At 47.2% G+C, this 21,791-nt stretch carries 16 protein-coding genes; 12 read left to right on the top strand and 4 right to left on the bottom strand.

All coding sequences use genetic code 11. From position 1 onward, the window contains the following. Window positions 1–64 precede the first annotated feature (64 nt). Genes AC1DPK_RS10050 through AC1DPK_RS10070 form a run of 5 tightly spaced genes read left to right on the top strand, consistent with a single transcriptional unit; the run spans window position 65 to window position 7,391 of the window. A complete protein-coding gene (locus tag AC1DPK_RS10050; protein ID WP_477510189.1) occupies window positions 65–1,651 on the top strand; it encodes an extracellular solute-binding protein in 1,587 nt (528 codons plus the stop codon). Window positions 1,652–1,684: 33 nt separating this feature from the next. Beyond that, a complete protein-coding gene (locus AC1DPK_RS10055; RefSeq protein ID WP_441878841.1) occupies window positions 1,685–2,641 on the top strand; it encodes an ABC transporter permease in 957 nt (318 codons plus the stop codon). A gap of 16 nt (window positions 2,642–2,657) precedes the next feature. After that, window positions 2,658–3,554 (top strand): carbohydrate ABC transporter permease, encoded by an 897-nt coding sequence (locus AC1DPK_RS10060; protein ID WP_477510190.1) that lies wholly within the window; start codon window positions 2,658–2,660, stop codon window positions 3,552–3,554. 38 nt (window positions 3,555–3,592) lie between these two features. Further along, on the top strand, window positions 3,593–5,614 hold the full coding sequence (locus tag AC1DPK_RS10065) for an alpha-L-arabinofuranosidase C-terminal domain-containing protein (RefSeq protein ID WP_477510191.1): 2,022 nt from the start codon (window positions 3,593–3,595) through the stop codon (window positions 5,612–5,614). 10 nt (window positions 5,615–5,624) lie between these two features. Beyond that, window positions 5,625–7,391: a glycoside hydrolase family 2 protein gene (locus tag AC1DPK_RS10070; protein ID WP_477510192.1), complete on the top strand. Its 1,767-nt coding sequence runs from the start codon at window positions 5,625–5,627 to the stop codon at window positions 7,389–7,391. A gap of 147 nt (window positions 7,392–7,538) precedes the next feature. Here the strand turns inward: AC1DPK_RS10070 and AC1DPK_RS10075 are convergent, their stop codons facing one another. Further along, window positions 7,539–8,384 (bottom strand): helix-turn-helix transcriptional regulator, encoded by an 846-nt coding sequence (locus AC1DPK_RS10075; protein WP_477510193.1) that lies wholly within the window; start codon window positions 8,382–8,384, stop codon window positions 7,539–7,541. 177 nt (window positions 8,385–8,561) lie between these two features. Next, entirely contained in the window at window positions 8,562–10,097 is a 1,536-nt protein-coding gene (locus tag AC1DPK_RS10080; RefSeq protein WP_477510194.1) for a sulfatase family protein, read from the bottom strand. A gap of 259 nt (window positions 10,098–10,356) precedes the next feature. Between AC1DPK_RS10080 and AC1DPK_RS10085 the strand changes: the two genes are divergently transcribed. From AC1DPK_RS10085 to AC1DPK_RS10095, 3 genes are read left to right on the top strand one after another with little or no spacing between them, the layout of a single operon-like run. Further along, a complete protein-coding gene (locus AC1DPK_RS10085; protein ID WP_477510195.1) occupies window positions 10,357–10,974 on the top strand; it encodes a chromate transporter in 618 nt (205 codons plus the stop codon). A gap of 24 nt (window positions 10,975–10,998) precedes the next feature. Next, window positions 10,999–11,529, top strand: a complete 531-nt coding sequence (locus tag AC1DPK_RS10090; RefSeq protein WP_475446017.1) for a chromate transporter — start codon at window positions 10,999–11,001, stop codon at window positions 11,527–11,529. A gap of 27 nt (window positions 11,530–11,556) precedes the next feature. Beyond that, on the top strand, window positions 11,557–12,531 hold the full coding sequence (locus tag AC1DPK_RS10095; RefSeq protein ID WP_477510196.1) for a formylglycine-generating enzyme family protein: 975 nt from the start codon (window positions 11,557–11,559) through the stop codon (window positions 12,529–12,531). 132 nt (window positions 12,532–12,663) lie between these two features. On the opposite strand, the gene AC1DPK_RS10100 is transcribed toward AC1DPK_RS10095, so the two are convergent. Next, window positions 12,664–14,400, bottom strand: coding sequence for an ABC transporter ATP-binding protein (locus tag AC1DPK_RS10100; RefSeq protein ID WP_477510197.1), 1,737 nt, complete (start codon window positions 14,398–14,400; stop codon window positions 12,664–12,666). A gap of 217 nt (window positions 14,401–14,617) precedes the next feature. Here AC1DPK_RS10100 and AC1DPK_RS10105 point away from each other — a divergent pair, with 217 nt between their 5' ends. From AC1DPK_RS10105 to AC1DPK_RS10120, 4 genes are all read left to right on the top strand, one after another. Further along, the gene (locus AC1DPK_RS10105) at window positions 14,618–16,060 is read left to right on the top strand and encodes an ABC transporter permease (RefSeq protein ID WP_441878821.1); all 1,443 of its coding nucleotides are present in this window, start codon (window positions 14,618–14,620) and stop codon (window positions 16,058–16,060) included. A 14-nt stretch (window positions 16,061–16,074) separates the two neighbouring features. Then, window positions 16,075–17,583, top strand: a complete 1,509-nt coding sequence (locus AC1DPK_RS10110) for an ABC transporter permease (RefSeq protein ID WP_339206601.1) — start codon at window positions 16,075–16,077, stop codon at window positions 17,581–17,583. A 222-nt stretch (window positions 17,584–17,805) separates the two neighbouring features. Continuing rightward, on the top strand, window positions 17,806–19,638 hold the full coding sequence (locus AC1DPK_RS10115) for an ABC transporter substrate-binding protein (RefSeq protein ID WP_076268688.1): 1,833 nt from the start codon (window positions 17,806–17,808) through the stop codon (window positions 19,636–19,638). A 102-nt stretch (window positions 19,639–19,740) separates the two neighbouring features. Continuing rightward, window positions 19,741–20,196 carry a hypothetical protein gene (locus AC1DPK_RS10120; protein WP_477510198.1) on the top strand — a complete coding sequence of 152 codons (456 nt, stop codon included), beginning with the start codon at window positions 19,741–19,743 and terminating at the stop codon, window positions 20,194–20,196. Between the two features lie 176 nt (window positions 20,197–20,372). On the opposite strand, the gene AC1DPK_RS10125 is transcribed toward AC1DPK_RS10120, so the two are convergent. Beyond that, a complete protein-coding gene (locus AC1DPK_RS10125; RefSeq protein WP_477510199.1) occupies window positions 20,373–21,578 on the bottom strand; it encodes an S-layer homology domain-containing protein in 1,206 nt (401 codons plus the stop codon). Window positions 21,579–21,791 lie beyond the last annotated feature (213 nt).

Here is a 21,791-nt window from a genome sequence, read left to right on the forward strand (position 1 = left end):
GAGTGGACACCGCTGGCAAACGGTTACACCATTCGGTGAATAGAACATTGGAGGTCACAGATTTATGCGTAGACACTGGGGAAGAAACGCACTTACTACGATGATCGTTTCCGGTCTGATCCTGACCGGCTGCAGCAACAACAACGGAGGCTCAAAGACAGAGAATCAGCCTTCGCCTGCTTCTGAAAGCGCTGTTAAAGCGGAAGGATTCCCGATCGTGGAGCAACCGATCAAGCTCAAGATGTTCACACGAATCGCGCCTGCTAACGGGCCGTTCAAAGATATGCCGGTGTTCCAAGACTATGAGAAATTAAGCAACATTCAGGTAGCATTTACCGAAGCTCCTACAGACGGCTTCGCGGAGAAAAAAAATCTATTGTTCGCTTCCAACGAGCTTCCCGATGTATTGTACCGTTCGGAACTCAATCCGCTTGAGACTATTCGCTACGGGACGGCCGGACAGCTTATTCCGCTGGAGAATTTAATTGAGCAGTATGCACCAAATTTGAAAAGCCTAATGGAGCAATATCCAGAGATCCGCTCGGGCATTACGACTCCGGAAGGACACATTTACTCGATTCCCGGTATCGTAACGACCGGCTCGGCGCGTACGGACAAACGCTGGATCAATAAAGCGTGGCTCGAGAAGCTGAACTTGGAAGAGCCCAAAACGACGGATGATCTATATAAAGTGCTCCTTGCTTTCCGGGATGGAGATCCGAACGGCGACGGCAAATCGGACGAAATTCCTATGACTGCGCGTAAGGCGGCAGCGGGGATACCTATCGTAAATATGATGGCAGGATCGTTTGGCTTGGATTTGCAGCTCGGCTATAACATCAACATCGAAGACGGCAAGATCAATATTTGGAGCAGCGACGAGAAGCACAAAGAGTTGCTTATGTACTTGAACAAGTTGTATAAGGAGAAGCTTCTGGACCAGGAAATCTTCACGCATACGGAAGCACAATATCTTGCTAAGCAAGGCTCAGGCAATACGGGTCTTTTCTTCGACCAGACGAACAACAACTTCTTGCCGATCCAGGATCAATATGTCGGCACCGCTCCTCCAGTTGGTCCGCATGGCGACCAGATGCAAAGCCCGGTAGCGCCGGTGCCACGCGACTTTGGAGCGTTCGCTATTACATCTGTGAACAAATATCCGGAAGCGACTATACGCTGGATCGACTATTTCTACAGTGACGAGGGCTCCACCCTGCTACGCTTTGGCAGAGAGGGCGAGCATTACGAGCTGAAGGATGGCATGCCGTATTACAAAGAGGATTTTCTGGCAATAACAGGTGCGCAGGGAAAAATGACACCGTACGCAGGCGGCGGCGCGCCTCACTTGATCAGCGACAAGGTAGCGTCTTTCATCAATCCACCGCAAGTTCAAGAGGCATACGCGAAGCTGGAGCCGTACATGCCGAAGATTCGTTATGCTGCTCCGATGTTCAATGAAGAGAACGCTCAGAAAGTTAACATTCTGCGCAACGACATCGACAAATATATCGACGAGCAAAGCACGAAGTTTATCGTTGGCGCGATCAGCTTCGATAAGTGGGAGGAATTCCAGGCTACTTTGAAAAAAATGAAGATCGACGAGCTGGAACAGCTCTATCAAGAAGCTTACGACAAGATGGAGAAATAAGACCGAGACCGTATGAATAAGGAGTGAATGCTCATGAAGAGCGCGCAAGAAGGTGCAGCCGCTCTGTCCCATATCCAGCCGAGGCGCGGATCCAGCCTGATCAGGAATATAGCCAAACGGTATGATCTGTATCTTATGCTGCTTCTGCCGATAGCCTGGTACTTAATCTTTAACTACGGTCCACTGTACGGCCTGCAAATCGCATTCAAAAATTTCAATCCGGCAAAGGGCATTTTCGGAAGCCCTTGGGAAGGCTTTGGGCATTTCGAACGGTTTTTTGACTCGTATTATTTCTGGAGGCTGTTATGGAACACGGTGTCCATCAACTTGTTCTCTCTGCTCATCGCATTCCCGGTTCCGATTATGCTCGCTCTAATTGTTAACGAAATCCGAAGCAAAACCTTTAGCAAATGGCTGCAAAATATTACGTATATCCCTCATTTCATTTCGGTTGTCGTTATCGTAGGCATATTGAACGTATTCCTATCACCGACAGGACCGATCAATATGATGATCGAGGCATTCGGCGGCACTTCAGTCCGATTCATGGAGGCAGCCGGCTGGTTCAAGACGATCTTCATCAGCTCAAACATATGGCAAAACATGGGGTGGCAATCGATTATCTACATTGCGGCGCTCAGCGGAGTGAATCCGCAGCTATACGAAGCGGCCAAGATGGACGGGGCATCGAGGCTGAGGCGCATATGGCATGTCTCGCTTCCAGGCATAGCTCCGGTCATCGTGATCCTGCTCATTCTGGATATCGGCCATTTCATGAACGTCGGCTTTGAGAAAATTTTGCTCATGCAAAACAACTTGAATTTGGAATCAAGCGACGTCATCTCCACGTTTGTCTATACGACAGGCATATTGAAGGGAGAATACAGCTACACGGCGGCTATCGGACTGTTCAACTCGGTCATCAATCTCATCCTGCTGCTGATGGTCAACCGGTTCGCGCGCAAGACGTCAGAGACGAGCTTATGGTAAAGGAGGGAACCCAGTCATGTCGAAGCAACAAGCCATAAGAAAACCATCGGATGAACGGGCGTTCGACTTCGTTATATACGTGATCGCCGCAATCATCATTATTATTGTGCTGTATCCGCTGCTCTTTATTGTCAGCGCTTCGTTCAGCGATCCGTCCAAGGTGCTGAATGGAGATGTATGGCTGCTTCCGAAGGGCGTGACCTTGGGAGCGTACAAGAGCATTTTGCACAACGATAAAATTTGGACAGGGTACCGCAATACGATCGTTTATACCGTGGTCGGTACGCTCATCAATATCATCATGACGATATTGGCGGCGTATCCATTGTCCAGGCCAGATCTTCCCGGGCGCGGCAAAATTATGGTCTTGATCACGCTCACTATGTTTTTCGGCGGCGGATTGATTCCAACCTATATGCTGGTTAAGGAACTGGGAATGGTGAATACCATGTGGGCGCTGATCGTCCCGGGGGCGATCGCCACGTACAATCTAATCGTTATGCGGACTTACTTTCAATCAAGCATTCCATGGGAGCTGCAGGAGGCAGCTCACATGGACGGCTGCTCCAACTGGCGATTGCTGTTTAGCATTATATTGCCTCTATCCAAACCGATATTGGCTGTTATGGTTCTATTCTATGCGGTGGGTCATTGGAATTCGTACTTCGCCGCGCTGATCTATATCCGCGACGAGGCTCTGCATCCGCTCCAGCTTGTGCTGCGTGAAATTCTCATGATCAGCCAATCCGCAGGCATCGAGGGCGGAAGTGTCGGGCTGGAGGATCAAATTCTGCTTGCCGAGAGCATTAAGTTCGCGGTCATTATCGTCTCTACTTTGCCGGTATTGATCATGTATCCATTCGTGCAGCGGCATTTCGTCAAGGGCGTTATGATCGGATCGCTTAAAGGTTAACATCGTAACCATTATGACAAATCAGTTGGAGGTTTATTTTGAAAACTAACGCAAAGATTACGATTGATTGCAGTCATGCGAGCGAGCATGCAGTTAACCCTTACCTGTTCGGTCATTTCGTTGAAGACATTCGGGATCACATGGAAGCGATGCTCGCATTCCCGCTTAAGGATATGGACTTCGAGAGCGAGGCCGTGTCGAAGAAAGAGATTTCCGGTAGCTGGTACGCCTATACGAATGGACGAAATACCAAGTACGCGTTGGAGGCGCCTGCACCGAAGCATTCGGGGCGCGCCCAGCGCATTCGCCTTCTGAGCGATGATGAGGCCTATGCGGGAATCGCGCAAAAGACGGCGCTTAAGGGGCCAGCCAATTATGCGGTCAAGCTTGTGGCCCGTTCCTCCGTCGAGTTGAAGACTATTATCATTGAAGCTGTCGATCGGCGCTCGGAAGAGCTCCTTGGACAAGTCCGGATCGAGCTCGAAAGTCACAATTGGCGTGAGTACGAAGCGCAGCTGTCTATTGCTCGCGAATGCGTCGACGCCGAACTCAGGGTATACATTCCGGATGACCACCAGAGATGGTGCGATCACGTGTCCACCGGTATGCTTTGGATTGACCATGTATCTGTATTGCCGATAGATTGCATCGCCATGGTGAAGCGTGAAGTCATCGACATGACGCGTGATTTGAACGCGGGGATGATGAGGCTTGCCGGCAACTACATCAGTGCCTACCATTGGGAGCACGGTATAGGTCCTGTTCTCGAAAGACCAGTCATGTACAACGAAGCATGGGGTGGCTGGACCAGTAAATATTTTGGCACGGACGAATTTATTCGGTTTTGCCGGGAACTTCAAGTGGAGCCGCTCATCTGCGTAAATGACGGATCGGGTACGCCCGAGGAAGCCGCTCAGTGGATTGAATACTGTAATGGCGGCGTCGATACGCCAATGGGTGCGAGGCGTGCGGCGAACGGAAACCCCGAGCCTTACAATGTCCGCTATTGGGAGATTGGCAACGAGGTATGGGGACAGTGGCAGGTAGGTACGTGTTCTGCGGATCAGTTTGCAAAGCGTACGGTTTCCTTCGCCGAAGCTATGAAGGCCACAGATCCCTCCATCGTCCTGCTGGCTTGCGGACACTACGAGCAGGAGTGGAACAAGACCGTCCTTGATCTCGCTGGTGAACATTTTGATTATCTTACCTTACATTTGTATCACGGCTATGGACCATTCGGCATGAACCAGAATACGCCGTCGGAGGATCGATATAAAGCGATTGCTGCTTATCCCGAGTTTACCCGTCACCACATAACAAAGACGACAGAGCATATTCTTGCGAATGCGAAGCATAGCCATGTGAAGCTGGCAATTACCGAATACAACACGATGTATTACCCGAACACGATTCGTAAAGGGCTGCCGAATGAGCATACATTAGGTGCGGCAGTAGCCAATGCTGCTAACCTGAACGAAATGATACGCTGCAGCGATATGGTTCATATCGGCAGCTTCTCCGATCTGGTAAACGGCTGGCTCGGCGGATGTATTCGCGTTGGCGATTATTATGCCGATCAATATTGCGGCAAGGAACCCGGCTGGAGCGGCTTGCCCCTTACCGTATACGGAACGCCAACGTATGAAGTGATGAAGCTGTACGCAAATCGTGATGTTCGGCATCTTGTTCACGCCACAGCCGAGTGCGGAAATTTTGCTGTTCCGTCACTCAGGGAGACGCCTATCTCTCTGGAGTCGCTGCCTGATCTCGATGTTGTGGCAGGCACGAACAGCGGTCGCACCTCCGTCACCGTGTTTATCGTAAACCGCAGCTTAAATGAGGTGAAAGCGACGCTTGAACTGCAAAACTTCGAGGCTTCGGAAGAAACGATTTTATATGAAATTACGGGAGATTCCTACGACGATATCAATTCCGTGTTTGAGCCGGAACGGATTACAGGCAAGAAAAGAGTCGTCCCTGCCGAAGAATGGAAGCTCGGCTATCCGCTGCGCCCTACATCTGTTTATGTACTGGAAATTTTGGCGAAGCACAAGAATTAGGAGGTACGGCATGACAACAAAGGCATATATCAAAGACTATCCCAGACCACAATTTGTACGCGACAATTGGCTAAGCTTAAATGGCGAATGGAACTTCCGCTTCGATGACCGCGGTTTGGGAGAGAAAGAAAAGTGGCACGAGAAATTCGAAGAGACCCACAAAATAAACGTGCCTTTCACGTACGAAACCAAAGCGAGTGGGATTGGAGACGAAGAATTCCATCCGCAAGTATGGTACAACAAAGCTGTTCACATCCCGATGGAAGCTGAAGGGAAACGGGTTATCCTTCATTTCCAAGCGGTGGATTACGAAGCTAAGGTGTGGGTGAATGGAACGTTAGCAGGCCRGCACATAGGCGGCTACGCGGCTTTCTCGTTCGATATTACTGATTATCTCGCATTCGGAGCTGATAATCTAATTACAGTGAAGGTGGTAGACAGCAATAGCTGCTATCAGCCTCGAGGCAAACAGCGCTGGACCAAAGACAATTTCGAATGCTTCTATGTCCAGACGACCGGGATATGGCAGACGGTATGGATGGAATACGTGGAGGAACAGAGACTTGACGCCGTCAAAATCACGCCGGATTTCGACCGTTCCATCGTCCGTTTCGATTATGAGGTGCATGGGGTGGAGGAAGCGGGAGCCGGCGATTTAAGGCTGGAAGCTATCGTTACGTTCAAAGGCAAGCTTGTGAAACGGGTTAGTCTAGCGATCGACCGCCCTTGCCTAACTGTTGAGGTTGATCTGCTGCATGAGGCAAACGGGCCTTGGAAAAGAAGCTTCTGGTCTCCTCAGCATCCGAACTTATACGACGTGGAATTTGTGCTGTATGCGAAGGATCAGGCTGTAGACAAGGTGTTCTCCTATTTTGGCATGCGAAAAGTCTCTATTAAGAACGGCAAGGTGCTGCTGAACAATGTTCCCATCTACCAGAGAATGATTCTGGATCAGGGCTATTGGACAGAAAGCCATCTGACTCCACCAAGCGAGGAAGCCTTAATTGAAGATATCGATCACATTCTAGCAATGGGCTACAACGGCGTGCGCAAGCATATGAAGATCGAGGATGCCCGCTTTCTCTATTGGTGCGATGTGAAAGGTTTGCTTGTGTGGTCGGAGATGGCGGCTACTTTCGAGTTTCATGACCGGGCGGTCGATGCGTTTACAAAGGAATGGCTGGAGATTGTGAGGCAGCAATATAATCATCCAAGTATTATTACTTGGGTGCCATTTAATGAATCATGGGGCATCTCTGCTATTCTGCGAGATAAACGGCAGCAGAAGTTTACCGAGGGCATCTATCATTTGACTAAATCCATTGATCCTTACCGTCCAGTCATCACGAACGACGGCTGGGAGCATACGGTATCCGACATTTTAACGCTGCATGACTATGTAGCTACAGGTGATGGTTTCCTGAAGCGTTATGCGGACAAGGATGCGATTTTGGCCAATGAAACGACTTGCAATCAATGGAAGTACGCGTTAGCCGAAGGATACGAATATCAAGGTCAGCCGATCATCATCAGCGAATTCGGAGGAATCGCGTTCCAGTCGGACAAAGGCTGGGGCTACGGCGATCAAGTGGTGTCGGAGGAGGAATTCGTTAAGCGTTTCCGCGGCATTACCCAAGCGATTAAGGACGTTAAGTATATTAGTGGTTACTGCTATACGCAGCTTGCCGACGTTCAGCAGGAGATTAACGGGCTTCTGACTGAGGATCGAAAGCCGAAAATACCTTTGGATACAATTAAAGCTATTAATTTAGCCTGAATGAACCTATAAAGCTCAGTCATTATCAAATATTTCTTTCATTAATATATAAACCAATGAATATTTGCTGCAGTCAGTTAGATTGTCGAGAAACCCGAGTCTTATGGAGGACATCGGGTTTCTCTTTTTAGGCTGTAAGTTAGGTTATTATGATTTCCGGTAAGAGCTTGGCGAGTGTCCGTGGTATCTTTTAAAAGAATGTGTAAAGGAGTACACGTCTGAATACCCGAGGGATAGGGCGATATGAGAAATCGGCAGTGCCGTCGTTTGCACTATTTTCATAGCTTCCGTCATGATTAGATTCGTCAGGTACCGATGCGGCCGGATGCCGACTTTCTGGTGAAAGACATTCGAAAAATGCGAGCGATGGATCCCGACATGTTCAGCAATGTCTGCAACGGTTATCCCTTCCTTATAATACAAATGAATGTAGTCGATGCTTGTTGCTACCCAGTCATCGGTGGGTGAGGCTGCTTTCATCGGTTTGGATAATTGAATGATCTGATTCAGTAAAGAGTAGAACCCTTGCGTTAACGAGAGGTCATCCTGTCTCACGAGATGCTTCCATTCGGAGGCGAATTGAAAAAAGGATCGCTCAAGATCCTGGTTGAAAAAATTTTTAATATAGGGGTGTTTGAGCGTAAGCCCAAGGCGGCGGGTGACCAGAGGCATTTGTTTACCTTCGGCAGCAACCCAAAACATCTTTAGAGCGGGTTCTTCACAGGAAGTAATGTAATATTCATGAATGCTGTGAGGGAATAGAACAAAAAGATCGCCTCGCGTAAGTGTTGTCTCTTCCTGATTCATGCACAGTGTAACCTGGCCTGCAAGAACGAAATGCAAGCTATAGTAAGCAATAAAGCGCGGTCCTATATGATAATTTGGCTTTGCCTCGTTATAGCCAATACGGATGGGTATAACTCCGTTATACTTCTCCAAGGCATTGGGGGTGTGGTACAAATGTTCCGCATATTCATGGGTGAACTCTATCATGCAGACGACCTCTTCCGAAGTTAAAGTTGATGAAAGTCACTATCATTTTAACATCGTCGGACATAGGTGGATAGTAACCGTCATTCATGAGAAGGGCCTCAAGTCTGCCTGCGGCCAAGTACGATGATGCAAATAGTACCCGCTTGGCTGCAGATTTGAGGCTTCGTGATGGACAGGTTAAGCGTGACAAATTCTAGGCATCGGCATAGGTTCTTTACCAAGCTCAGCCCATACATATTTCAGCAGGAGCTCTGTCTTTAAGCTGGAGTAATTAGGGTTATCCCACAAGTTGCGAAGTTCGTTGGGATCCTCTTGCAGGTCAAAAATTTCACCATATATCTGGTTATAATAAACCGTAATTTTATATCGTTCATTTACGAATGTTTTCTGATGGATGGTAGTTGCCTCGTGCCGGAATTCACAAATAGCATGGTCTCTTGCTCGATCGGACCTGCCAAGCCACACTTCCTTCTGGTCTACTCCTGTCATTGCATGAGGGATAGGCAGATTTGAGAACGAAAGGAAGGTAGGGGCTAGATCAACAAGTGATTGAAATGCAGTAGAGGTTTTGCCAGCTGCAACGTGCCCTGGGTACCTCACGATGAACGGCAGCTTTATCAAATCCTCATAATGGAAGCCGCCCTTAGCTTGCAAGCCGTGCTGTCCAAAGAAATGGCCATGGTCGCTTGTGAATACGACTAGAGTATTATCAGCTAATCCGAGTTGGTCTAATTTATCAAGAATAGCGCCAATATATTTATCCATCATACTGACCATGCCATAATACACAGCGACCAGCTTTTTCTTGTCTTTTTCCGTCAGCCTGAATTTGCTGCCGTACTCATAATAGTGATGGGAGCGGTAACCGTGAATGTCGAATTCGCTCTCTCGCAAGAAAGAGAAGTCTGGCGCCTCTTCTTGAGTCATTCGAAAATGCGGCGGATTATTATCGTGTTCACCTGGTACCATGGCAGGAATGGTTAGCTTATCGGGATCATACATTCTGTCCCATGGCTCAGGAACCAAGTATTCAGGGTGCGGGTCAAAAAAGCTGGACCACAAGAAAAAGCTGTCATCATTTTGTTTATATTGTTCCAATAACAGATTCGTTCGTTCGGCGATCCAGGTATTATAGTGGTACTTCTCAGGAATTGGCCAGGTGTAAGTCTGGTTAGGATCCATGGTGCCTGTCGGCGGCAAAAAATAATCTCGCCAATTGGTGCATCCTTTATCCTCCAGCCATGCTGCATAGTGCTGCCCAACATGCGCTTCATTGGTATGGTTTCGTGCTAGCTCAACATGAGAGAAACCGTAAAAAGAGTCCTTGTTTGTTCTCCAGTAATCCAAATCCTGCAGTATGGGATACGATTCGAGTGATGGATATTGTTCTGTTGAACGCAAAGGTTGAAAATGTGCCTTACCGACCAGCGCAGTTTTATAACCTGCCTGTTGGAAGTCCTCGCCAATCGTATGACGATCTTCGAGCAGCTTCGTGCCAAGCGTCCAAGCTCCGTGTTGGCTTGGATACATGCCAGTAATAATGGATGCACGGCTAGGTGTACAAGTAGGATTGGGACAATAAGCTCGGCTGAAGGTTGTACCTTCACGAACTAGCCGATCCAGATTGGGAGTATGCACTTCATTGTTAAATGCGCCTATCGTATTCCAATGCTGCTGGTCGCTCGTAATCAATAGAATATTTGTCTTTTTCATAGATTCATCTCCTTTCTGCTTTTCATTATAGACAATAATGGTAATAAGAAGGATGCTCTAATGTGTCCTTACTATTTGTTATTTTGTGAGGTGGATAGAAAGGATTGTTTTTATCATATTGGGATTAAGGTGTAAGATTAAAGCGTGAGAGATGCTTTGAAATCACTCTCTCATTTCGGATTTAGTTTATGCTTATTTCAGATTGGAATAAACAAAGCTGCGAATAGAAGGTTAATTATTAGGAAGGTAGTGTTGCGAAGTGAATCGTTCTGAATCGAGTTCTCCTCGATTAACATCCCTATTTTGGAGCTTTCTAAAACTTGCGCCTATTTCTTTTGGCGGTGGATACGCCACTTTTCCTGCGTTGGAACGGGAGATTGTTGCGAGCAGGAAATGGATGAATGAAGAGGAATTACAAGAAACRCTTTCGCTTGCGGCAGCGGCCCCAGGAGGCGTGGCAATCAATGCTTCTTTATTGATCGGGTATCGTCTAGACGGGGTGAAGGGGGCGGTCGCAGCAGCAATTGGTGCCATCTTACCGACCTGTCTCATCGTTATCGGCCTTTTTCTACTCTATTACAAGTTCAGTGACAGCTTGAAGGTAATTGGAGCGTTAAGAGGAATCGGCTGGGGAATTGTTGCAATGATCCTCTATACCGTTTTTAGGCTGGGGAGGATATCAATTAAGGATACACTTTCGTTAGCAATTGCGATTATAAGCCTTGTACTTCTTTTTTTGGAGACACATCCGATTTGGCTTATAACCGGAGGTGCTGCTGCCAGTGTCGTTGCAACACATGGCGGTCGGAGTGCAGAAAGCTCGCAGGCACGCCAATTCAAGGATGGTGCCGACAATTCATATATGTATTTTATTTAAGTCATTCATCTGGGAGCTGAAGTCATGGCGCAGTTATTTTGGTTTTTTCTGCAAATGGGATTCGTGTCGTTTGGCGGAGGGTATGCTTTGATCCCATTAATTGAGAGGGAGACGGAACGCCAAGCCTGGATGAGCAGCGATATGCTTGTAGACGTTATCGCAGTCGCAGGAATGTCTCCTGGTCCCATCGCCGTTAATTTGGGTTTGCTTGTCGGCTATCAAGCCTATGGGGTGATTGGCGCCATTGCTGGTGTGCTAGGCTTACTTCTGCCTTCCATACTGATGACTGCAGGAATGATTTACTTCATTACCCGTGATCATAAAAATTATCTGGGGCGCTGCATGTATGGCGTGCAGCCTGTTGTTACAGCTCTTATACTTTTTGCCGCTTATCAACTCTGCGTGGTCCATTTATCCGCTAGCTTGTCTATCAACGAGCTGCTGCCTGCTTTCCTTATTGTAGCTGCATGTTTATACATGTTATTTCGTTTACGATTGCATCCATTTACGATTCTCTTATTCTCGGGGATTAGCGGGGCAGCATTCTATGCTTAATAGGCTGGAAGAGGGGCAAATAATGATATGATACGAGGAAAATCTTGTTGTACGGCAGGCAGAGAACAGGTAGCAGCCGCCAAAATAAAACGAATAGATTATCCATTGCTTCCCACACGATCCACTCACGCACGAGGAATCAGTCAGTTGGTAAGAATTGATGGGGGCACTTTCAGGATGGGGACGAGTGAAGCGGGCGGGGTCGCGTCGGACGGAGAGGGACCGGCTCGTGATGTGCATGTCGATTCCTTCCTTATCTCTCCGTATGCCGTAACAAACGGTAAATTTCGCTCCTTTGTTGAAGAGACGGGCTACGTTACAGAAGCCGAACGGTTTGGTTGGTCATTTGTGTTCCATTTGCTGGCCTCCGAGCCGACACGAGAGCGGGTCAGACAGGTCCCACAGCAAGCGCCATGGTGGCTTGCTGTGGATGGTGCCTTTTGGGCGAAGCCGGAGGGGCCGGATTCAACTATTGACGAAAGGCTTGACCACCCGGTTGTTCATATCACTTGGCACGATGCGATGGCATATTGCGCCTGGGCCGGGACTCGTTTGCCGACGGAATCCGAATGGGAATACGCCGCTAGAGGCGGACTCGCAGGCAGAACCTACCCTTGGGGGGATTTGCTGAAACCAGAAGGAAAGCACATGTGCAACATTTGGCAAGGCAAATTCCCCGTGAAGAATAATGCCAGCGACGGTTATGTAAGCACCGCGCCCGTTGATGCTTATGAGCCTAATGGGTATGGACTGTTCAATTTGTCCGGTAATGTATGGGAGTGGTGCTCTGACTGGTTCAGCCCTGAATACCACCAAGTGACATCCGAGAGAAATCCGAGGTTCATGGAACCGACCGGAATACGTGCCATGCGCGGCGGCTCTTATCTATGCCACCGTTCCTACTGCAACCGTTACCGCGTCGCAGCCAGAAGCGGAAACACACCGGACAGCTCTACCGGCAACTGTGGTTTCCGTGTGGCGGCGGACATTATGGACGGATAAACAAGGGTAAACGATAGGGATGTATATCCGTCGTTAGGTTGCACTTGAAGGAAGTCCAACGTATCAATAGCCCAAATAAAAAGAACCGAAACCCGTTCATCTAACGGGTTTCGGTTCTTTAATATCGCCAGCTTAGCTGGTTGCAACGGCCACCCAGTGGCCTTTTTTCACTTCCACGAATTCGGAGTGTTCGAGCTCGTAGGGATCAGCTTTGGCAGCTTCCTCATGCACCACCAGCTTCTTCTGTGATTCAACCTTCGGATCGGGTACTGGGATTGCCGCCAAAAGTGACTTCGTATAAGCATGGATCGGATTCGCGTAAAGCTCCTCGCTTTCGGCAAGCTCAACGATCTTCCCTTTATACATGACCGCGACGCGGTCGCTAATATGCTTCACCATCGATAAATCATGGGCGATGAACAGGTATGTCAGACCAAGCCTTTGCTGAAGCTCCTCGAGCAGCTTCACAATCTGTGCTTGAATGGAAACGTCAAGTGCGGACAATGGCTCGTCGCAGACGATAAATTCAGGCTCTACAGCGAGCGTCCGCGCAATGCCGATCCGCTGCCGTTGGCCGCCGGAAAACTCATGCGGGTAGCGCATAGCATGAGAAGGATCTAGCCCAACCATCTCAAGCAGCTCCTCGACACGTTTCTGCCGATCTTTCTTGCTGGTTGTTAATTCGTGAACGTCAAGCGCCTCGCCGATAATATCAATGATGCGAAGTCTTGGATTCAGGGAGGCGTACGGGTCTTGGAAGATCATGCCCATATGACGTCTCATCGTCTTCATCTCCGAGCGATTTAATTGCTGAAGCGGTATCCCTTTGAAAAGTACTTCGCCGCCCGTCGCCTCATTTAAGCGAAGAATTGTGCGGCCGGTCGTTGACTTTCCGCTGCCCGATTCACCGACAACTCCGAGAGTTTCACCTGCCTGTATATCGAAGCTGATATCATTAACGGCCTTAACAATCTGCCCTTTGCCCATATCAAAATATTGCTTCAATGAACGGACCTGCAGCAAAGGCACGCCTTCTTCCCGCTGAATAATCGCAGGGATGGGCTTCGGTTTTTTCTTCTCGTCTAAACGAGGCAATGCATGGAGAAGCTTAACAGTGTAAGGATGCTGCGGATTGGCAAAGATTTGCTCCGTTGTTCCTGTCTCGACGATTTCTCCGTCCTTCATGACGACGACGCGATCACACATGCCGGCTACGACACCTAGGTCATGCGTAATTAAAATAATGGAGGTTCCTAGCTGCTTCTGTATATCCTTCATCTGGTTAAGGATCTGTGCCTGTATGGTAACGTCAAGCGAGGTTGTCGGCTCATCTGCGATTAGCAGCGAAGGACGGCATGCCAGCGCAATGGCGATCATGACCCGCTGACGCATCCCGCCAGAGAATTCATGAGGGTACTGATGATAGCGGGCTTCGCTGTTCGGAATGCCTACGAGCTTCAACATCTCGATCGCTTCAGTACGGGCTTGCTTCTTGTCCAGCTTTTGATGCTTGATCAAGCTTTCTTCAATTTGGTTGCCGATCCGCATGGTCGGATTGAGCGATGACATGGGATCTTGAAAGATCATCCCGATATCTCTTCCGCGTATGGCTTCCATTTCTTTATCGGTTTTAAAGGCTAGATTTTGTCCTTGAAAAAGCACCTCACCATTCTTCACCATGGAAGGGGGAGAGGGCAGCAGCCTCATAATTGTACGCGCGGTAACGCTCTTTCCGCTGCCGGATTCGCCTACAATGCCGAGCGTTTCGCCTTTACGGACCTCAAAGCTGACGTGACGTACCGCTTCTATTTCTTTGTTACGGGCGAAAAAAGAAACCGATAAATCGTTAACTTGTAATAATGTATCCATATAAGCACCTGCAATTCTGTGGTTTTCCAATTGAGAATAGGGTAATTTAAAGAGAGATTCTTATTTATACCTGATATTCCTTATATCATGTATAATGAAAAAAAGTAAGTAACAAAGTTATAAGTTATTGACATATTCCAGTCCATAAAATAAAATCTACTATATTGATCGGAATAATGCAATTTAAAATTACTAGATGGAAAGGAAGCGGACTAGCTTGAAAGGGCACGCAACTGCTACGGGTAATGGCTTTGTTGATCATATCGCCGCCATCTACCGCAAAATGTTATTACATCCAGCCTACAGTCTGCTTATATTGCTGTTAGGAGCTCCTGTATCTGCCATCGTGTATGGCGTTCATCAATATCGTAAAACGAAGTACGGCTACAAAGCAATCGCCGAGGAGACAAGGAGCAAGCTGCTTGCAACGGGGCGCCGGGATAAGCTGCTTATCGAGGCTAAGGAACAGCTTGTCCGCAAGCATCGTTTCTTCGGGCAAACCGTCAGCGCAGAGCAAACCGAGCTGGAAGCGAACCGGTTGGCTGAGATCAAATTTAATGAATCGTTCAACCATGAGCTGGACAAACGGCTTGCCAGCGAGAACGGGCTGAAGTTTTCATTTGGCGATACGTATCATGCGTTAGCCTTAAATCCGGCTTTCTTCATCTTATCACTCATTATCGGTTTTCCAATGTATGTGTTGATGGCCATTTACTCGATGCCTTACTTGAAATACGTTGCGGAACGAATCGTGATGTCAGTATTCGTTATTTTGGGCGTCGCTTTTCTCGTTTTTACAATCCTGTATATATCGCCGATGAATCCAGCGGCTAACTTATTAGGAGAGACAGCGACTGCCGAGCAGATTGCAGCCTTCAACCATCTGTACGGATTGGATCAACCTTATCTTGTCCAGTTATGGGACACAATTAGAGGTATATTTACATTCGATCTCGGCAAGTCATTTGCAGGCAACGAGAATGTTACGGCAGCTATCGCGAATAAATTTCCGGTGACGCTCACGTTAACGGTTATCTCGACGCTGATCGCTGTATTGATCGCTTTGCCAATCGGCATTATTTCGGCTACGAGACCGAATTCCTTTTTTGATTATACCTTTATGTTCATTGCTTTGCTCGGATTGTCGATTCCGAACTTCTGGCAGGCGCTTATTTTTATTTTGAATTTCTCAATTAAGCTTCCATGGCTGCCTGCAACGTATAACCCTGAGAACTGGCTGTCTGCGATTATGCCGATTGTCGTTCTAGGAACAGGGCTAACGGCTGCCGTAGCCCGAATGACCCGCTCATCGACGCTTGAAGTTATTCATGAGGATTACATTACGACCGCAAGGGCCAAAGGGCTTGCCCGCAAAAGTGTTATTTGGAAGCATGCCGTTGGCAATGCGCTTATCCCAATTATTACTGTCATTGGCTTACAGTTCGGCGGTATGCTCGGGGGAGCGGCGGTTACAGAGAAAGTATTCAATATTAGCGGTATCGGCAGTTATATCGTTGATAAGCAGTTCATTCCCGACATTCCTAGCGTGATGGGCGGGGTCGTCTATACAGCCATTACCATCTCGATCGTGAATGTTATCGTCGATTTGATGTATGCGTTTTTTGATCCTAGAATCCGCTCGAAAATGAAACAATACTAAAGCAGGTGCTACTCTTGACGAATCCTACTATCAGCAAGCAAGAAGTCAAGTTCAGGCTGAAATCGAGCCAAGAATACAGTCAGGCAAGCTTCGCTGGCATCGTATCCCTGGCGCTTGGTCTTGTTCTTCTGCTAAACAGTTATGTTCCCGGTGACGGGTCATTTAAGCCTGCAGTACTCATTGCAAGCATTGCATATTTTGCCTTCGCTCTGCTCGAGCTGGCGGTATGGGCGCTCATTCGAAGCGATCTTATCCGTTTTGGCGCGATCAGACGTTCCACAAGGATGCTTGGTTATGTACTGCTGTTAAGCCTTCTAACCGCGAATGTATTCGTGGCAACCACGGCGTTCCAGCTCATCAAGCAGAAAAAAAGCGCGGCGTATACGTTGGCTGTTTATTCGCTCCTTACGACTCTGCTCGTATTTGCAGTATCAGCCCTTAACTTGTTTAAGCCTTATGTGGCTAACGGGTTTATGATCGGTATGTTTCTATTGATCGTTGCCGCGCTCCTGCAGCTCGCAGCATTGCTGCTGGTCGCTAAATATGCAGATCAAGCAGCGATGCCGCGCTGGATGGGAATCGTTGCTGGGATCCTTATTTTAACTTCGGTATCCGGCAACTTGTTCGCATTATTTCTAGGGTTATTATTGATTGCGAAGCTGCGGGACAAGGGGTATTCGTCCGGCTCTAAGCTTGGAGAAGTTGTGGAGCGTCTGTCGAGAAGCTCGACTTCCATGCTGGGACTGCTCTTTATCCTGTTCCTGCTCACGTTATCTATAACTAGTTACCTGACCTTTGATTACGGCCTTGCGGTTGAGAACAACTACAGCTTAATTCTTCAATCTCCTGAGCTGGCTTACCCGCTAGGAACGGATAACTTCGGAAGAGACCTGTTCTCGCGTATCGTCTTCGGCGCACGAATCTCTTTGGCAGTTGGCTTGTTGTCAACGCTCATCCCCGTCTTGATTGGGGGCGTTCTAGGTGCAGTCTCTGGCTATTATGGGCGGCATACGGACAATATTATTATGAGGATATTAGATATCCTCTATGCGATTCCTGGCATTCTGCTTGCCATTGCGATTATTGCGGCATTTGGCGCAAGCACGGTCAATCTAATTTTGGCATTAAGTGTAGGTGCGATTCCAACTTATGCTCGGACAATGAGAGCCAATGTCATGCTCGTATCTACGCTGGAATATGTACAGGCTGCTAGAGCTTTCGGCTCCAGTGACCGAACTATTTTGTTCAAGCACATCGTACCTAACTCCATCGCGCCGATGATTGTAAAATCTACGCTGACGATTGGTACTGCGGTTATATCGACCAGCAGCTTGAGTTATTTGGGGCTTGGCGTAGAACCGCATATTCCGGAGTGGGGAAATATATTAAAGCTCGGAAGCGCATATCTCGAAACGCATGCTTATACGGCTGTTTATCCGGGACTTGCGATTATCGCGCTTGTACTCTCATTCAACTTTCTTGGCGACGGCTTGCGCGATGCGCTGGATCCGAAGCTGGATTAAAGATTTCATCCCTTTTTTAAAATATAGGAAAGTATAAGCTTCACATTTATACTCCGCCTATATTTTGCGAGAAACTTCTTGTCCTTAAACAAGGACGACGAAGTCGTTTCTTCTTAACCTCATTCATATTCCATCGACTTCTACGTTACGAGACAGGAATGGGCGATAACTGAATGTGAGTTAACATACAAGATAAAGATAAAACAGGAGGAGACTACTATCATGAAGAACAAAGGCAAATTCGCCGCATTGTTGCTAATCAGTCTTTCGATTATGCTCAGCGGATGCAAATTAACAACAAAGAACGACGTGAAGGAATCACCAGCACCAACGCAAGGAACAGAGGCAGTCGTTGACAGTAACCCAGTAGATATAGAATTGCTTGGCATGAGCTCAAACGAGGCTGACCTTAACATTGTTCGTGATCAGCTTACCAAAAACGGCTTTAAAGTGAAATTGAATCTACAAGCTGATTACGGCAGCTTCAAATCACAGCAGGACGCTGGCAACTATGACATCGCATTGTCCAGCTGGACTACCGTTACAGGTAACCCCGACTATGCAGTACGCTCGCTCTTCAAAACAGGCGGAGACTACAGCATCCTTGCTGATCCGGAAATCGATAAATTGATTGATGCGGCTGGTGCTCAAACGCCAGAAGAGTACACAGAAACGTACAAGCAATTCGAGCAGCAGCTTGTCTTTGACAAGGCTTATATCGCGCCGCTATACAACTCCTTGAAAGCACAGGCCTTGAATCAAGACGTACTGAACAAGGATTCCGTACGCATCTCGAAGTCACGTTCCCTTCCTTGGGAAGATGTTGATTTTAAAGACACTTCAAAGCGTGCAAAAGATGCACTAGTACTTCAATCGACTATGCCGACGCTGACGTCGCTTGATCCAATCAAAGGCAACGACGGCTCCATCAACATTATTAATACGAATATGTATGTGCGTCTAGTGAATCTAACAGATGATGATAAAATCACTTCCGAAGGTTCCCTATCGTTGAATCATGCGATTGCTGATGGCAATTCCGATTATTACTTTATCCTAAGAGACGATATCAATTTTGCTCAAATCAAAAACAAGCTCGCAGTAGATACTGGCGAACGCGTTGGTGCTGACGATGTAATCTTCTCGCTGAACCGCGCGAAAGACAAAAACTCTGTACCTGACCACCGTACGTTTACTCTTCACGAGCATATCAATAACGTGGAGCTTGTAACGGATGCTGCAGCACTAGATGCTGTTAAAGTTTCCGGTGGCAGCGACACAGTAAAAGCAGCTCTTGAAAAAGGTCTTGGTTCAAAAATTTCCGCTCTCGTATCGGATAAGAAGCAAGCGAACAACAAAGAGGGTAAATACCAAGTCGTTAAGCTTACGACGACTGAGCCTTTCCCACAAGTACTGAACTACTTGGCTCACCAATCGGCAGGTATCGTGTCCAAGAAACAAGTAGAGAGCATCAACACGTACGATGTAGCTAAATTCGATGTGAACAAAGATATTCCTTACGGCGACCAAAATACGGTAACAGAAGGCAGCGCGTATAACAACACATTGTTTACAAGCGGTCCTTACATCCTGTCCTCCAAAAATGATTACGAAGCAATTTTCTACAAAAACCCTGCGTATATGAAGGGTACAGAAAATGAGCCGAATATCGCTAATATTAAAATCCGCTTTATCAAAGACGCAGACAGCAGCTTGTCCGCGCTTCGCAGTGGTGAGATTCACATCTACTACGGCGTATCCGAGACGAAATTTGACGTTGTGAAGGGCGACAGCAAGCTGGCGCTTCAAACCGTACAAAGCAATGCTGTTTCTTACTTGCTGTTCAATACAAAAAATCGTCCAGTTGCAGAAAGCGCAGATCTGCGGAAAGCAGTTCTATACTCCATCAACCAGGATGAAATCTTGGCATTCTACAATGGCAACAAGTTCAAAGCCGTTTCCACGCTTAGCCCGCTTGTGAATACAGGCATGGAGCTGAAAGCTGATCCGGCGAAAGCGAAAGAATTCCTAAACGCCTACAAAGCAAGCAAGTAACTTTTAATATTGGCAAGAGACTGCCTCCGGTTATCCATGATGACCGGGGCAGTCTCTTTCACATAGGACTGCTCACATGCGAGCATAAAGGAGAGATAACGAATGGCTGACACACTCAAGCCCGAAACGAAGCTTTCACAATGGGATGCCTTGATGCTGGAATCACTGAAGGCTAACGGCTGGCCAAATGATGAACTGATTAGCAAAGTGCAGGCTGGCAATTTGCCGACAGATGAAAGCAAGTTCCATTTCGAATACACCGCTTTAACTGCATTGGCGAATGAGGAGCAAGATACTTTCGTACAAGCTGTAACAAACGGCTATCAAATCAAGTACAACACGATACGCGGCATTCACAGCTGGATACTTGTCGCACTGAAGCAAGAAGCAGAGCTTATTCTGGAGCCGGAGAACGAAGCGGTCATCGCCCGCTTGTCAGAAGCTGAAGCAGAGCGCCTCGCTTCCGTCCTTTCATTCGGCTGGGGTGTGTCCCCTCATGAGGGGGAGCAAGATTCAGACGGTAGAGCCGCATATAAGGTGGCACCTGTTAGAGCGTAAGGGTTAGCTGGGATTGAAAAAGGAATCATTTATGATTTATGGTTTCGGTAACAGAAATGTGGCCTATAAGAAGGAAGTTTTTTATAAAAAGTGCTCTTCGTGTAGGGTTCTGGAACGAATGTTATACCTATACAAGAAACCCAGTACCGCATCGGTACTGGGTTTCTTGTATAACATTAAACATCTTCCCATCCAAAATAAGAATAGGGGAACCAAGAAGTCGAGACATAGACAACAGCATGGCTCTCCTTATCGAATATGAATGATATTGAATACATATTATCAGGGTTGTTAAGCTTATCATGAATGGAAATGTCGCGGTAATTTCCGTCGCTGGTCTTCTCGTAGAAATAGGTAGCTGATTGGTCTCCATAAAAACCAAAAGTTCCATATAGGCGAAGGACATCGAACATTGTGCTTTCTCCGAGGACAATCCCCTTATATGTACGTAATGACGGATTTGTATTGGTAGGCTCAATAGTGTCTTCATCTATTTTCCAAGAATCAATCAGCCCATCTTTGTTGTAGTGTGCTGAGAATAAAGGGTAAATGTTATTATTAAAGACATCCTTTTCATCCGAAACCTCGTATAGATCCTCTATTGTTTCTTTTGAATCTCCTATCTTCACCTCAGTAAAAGGACTATTTCCAAATAAATTGAAGTCATTTCCCGTGACAGGTTCAGCGCTGAAATCTGGAATACGCTGGACGGCTGCAGATGGTAAAGACGGTAGAAGTGTGCGATCCGATGGAGCGGTTGGCCTTGTTAATAGATCCAATACTCCTTTAAAGGTGAGCTGCCTGATCCACTGAATGGCTTCTGCTCGTGAAAAAGAGTCCTGTCCATTGAATTGCTCTGGCGTTATAGCATCACTGTTAGCCATACCGTTTCCAATGAGGTAAACAACGGCGTCTTCGCCTTCATAATGAACCCCTTGCACGGCACAAATGATTTCTGAAGCTCGCGACTTCGAGAGTGGCTCCATTCGCAGCTTATGGTTCGAAGCGCCGGATGTAGGATGATTAAAGCTCTCTGCCAGGCGATAGGGACCGTCTGTCCAATCATCATTACCCTCAGGGGAACTTGCGGATGGCAAAGCCATACCCAAGGCTCTATAAAGAGCTTTTAAAAACTCTGCTTCACTTATTGGCTCGTCAGGCTTTAAGCTGCTGTCAGGGTATCCATTTATAATATTTTGTGCCATAGCCCATTGAAACAGACGCTCAGCCCAGTGTCCTTTCATTCCATAGGGCTTGATAATGAGAAAATCGTATTTTTCGTCATCTTTTTGATCCTGAGCATTCAAATTTGCTGTTGCTGTTACCCAAAATAATGAAGATACGATGATCAGACATGTAACTATACGCTTAAACTTAAACATAAAATTCATCCTTCCGAATCCAATTAAATACCGTTTTTTTATATTGTTAAAAACTTCCTAATGTTATATCGGAAAGTATAGTATTTTAACTGATAGCTGCGAGTGAAAACAGCGATTTGATTTATTCTTCTTTAATCAGAATTAGATGAGGCGATGTAGGATGAATAAGAACATCGATGATATCGATGGTTCTTAAATCCGCTGCTCGGTTGA

It is taken from the genome of Paenibacillus sp. 01T424 (assembly GCF_056398745.1).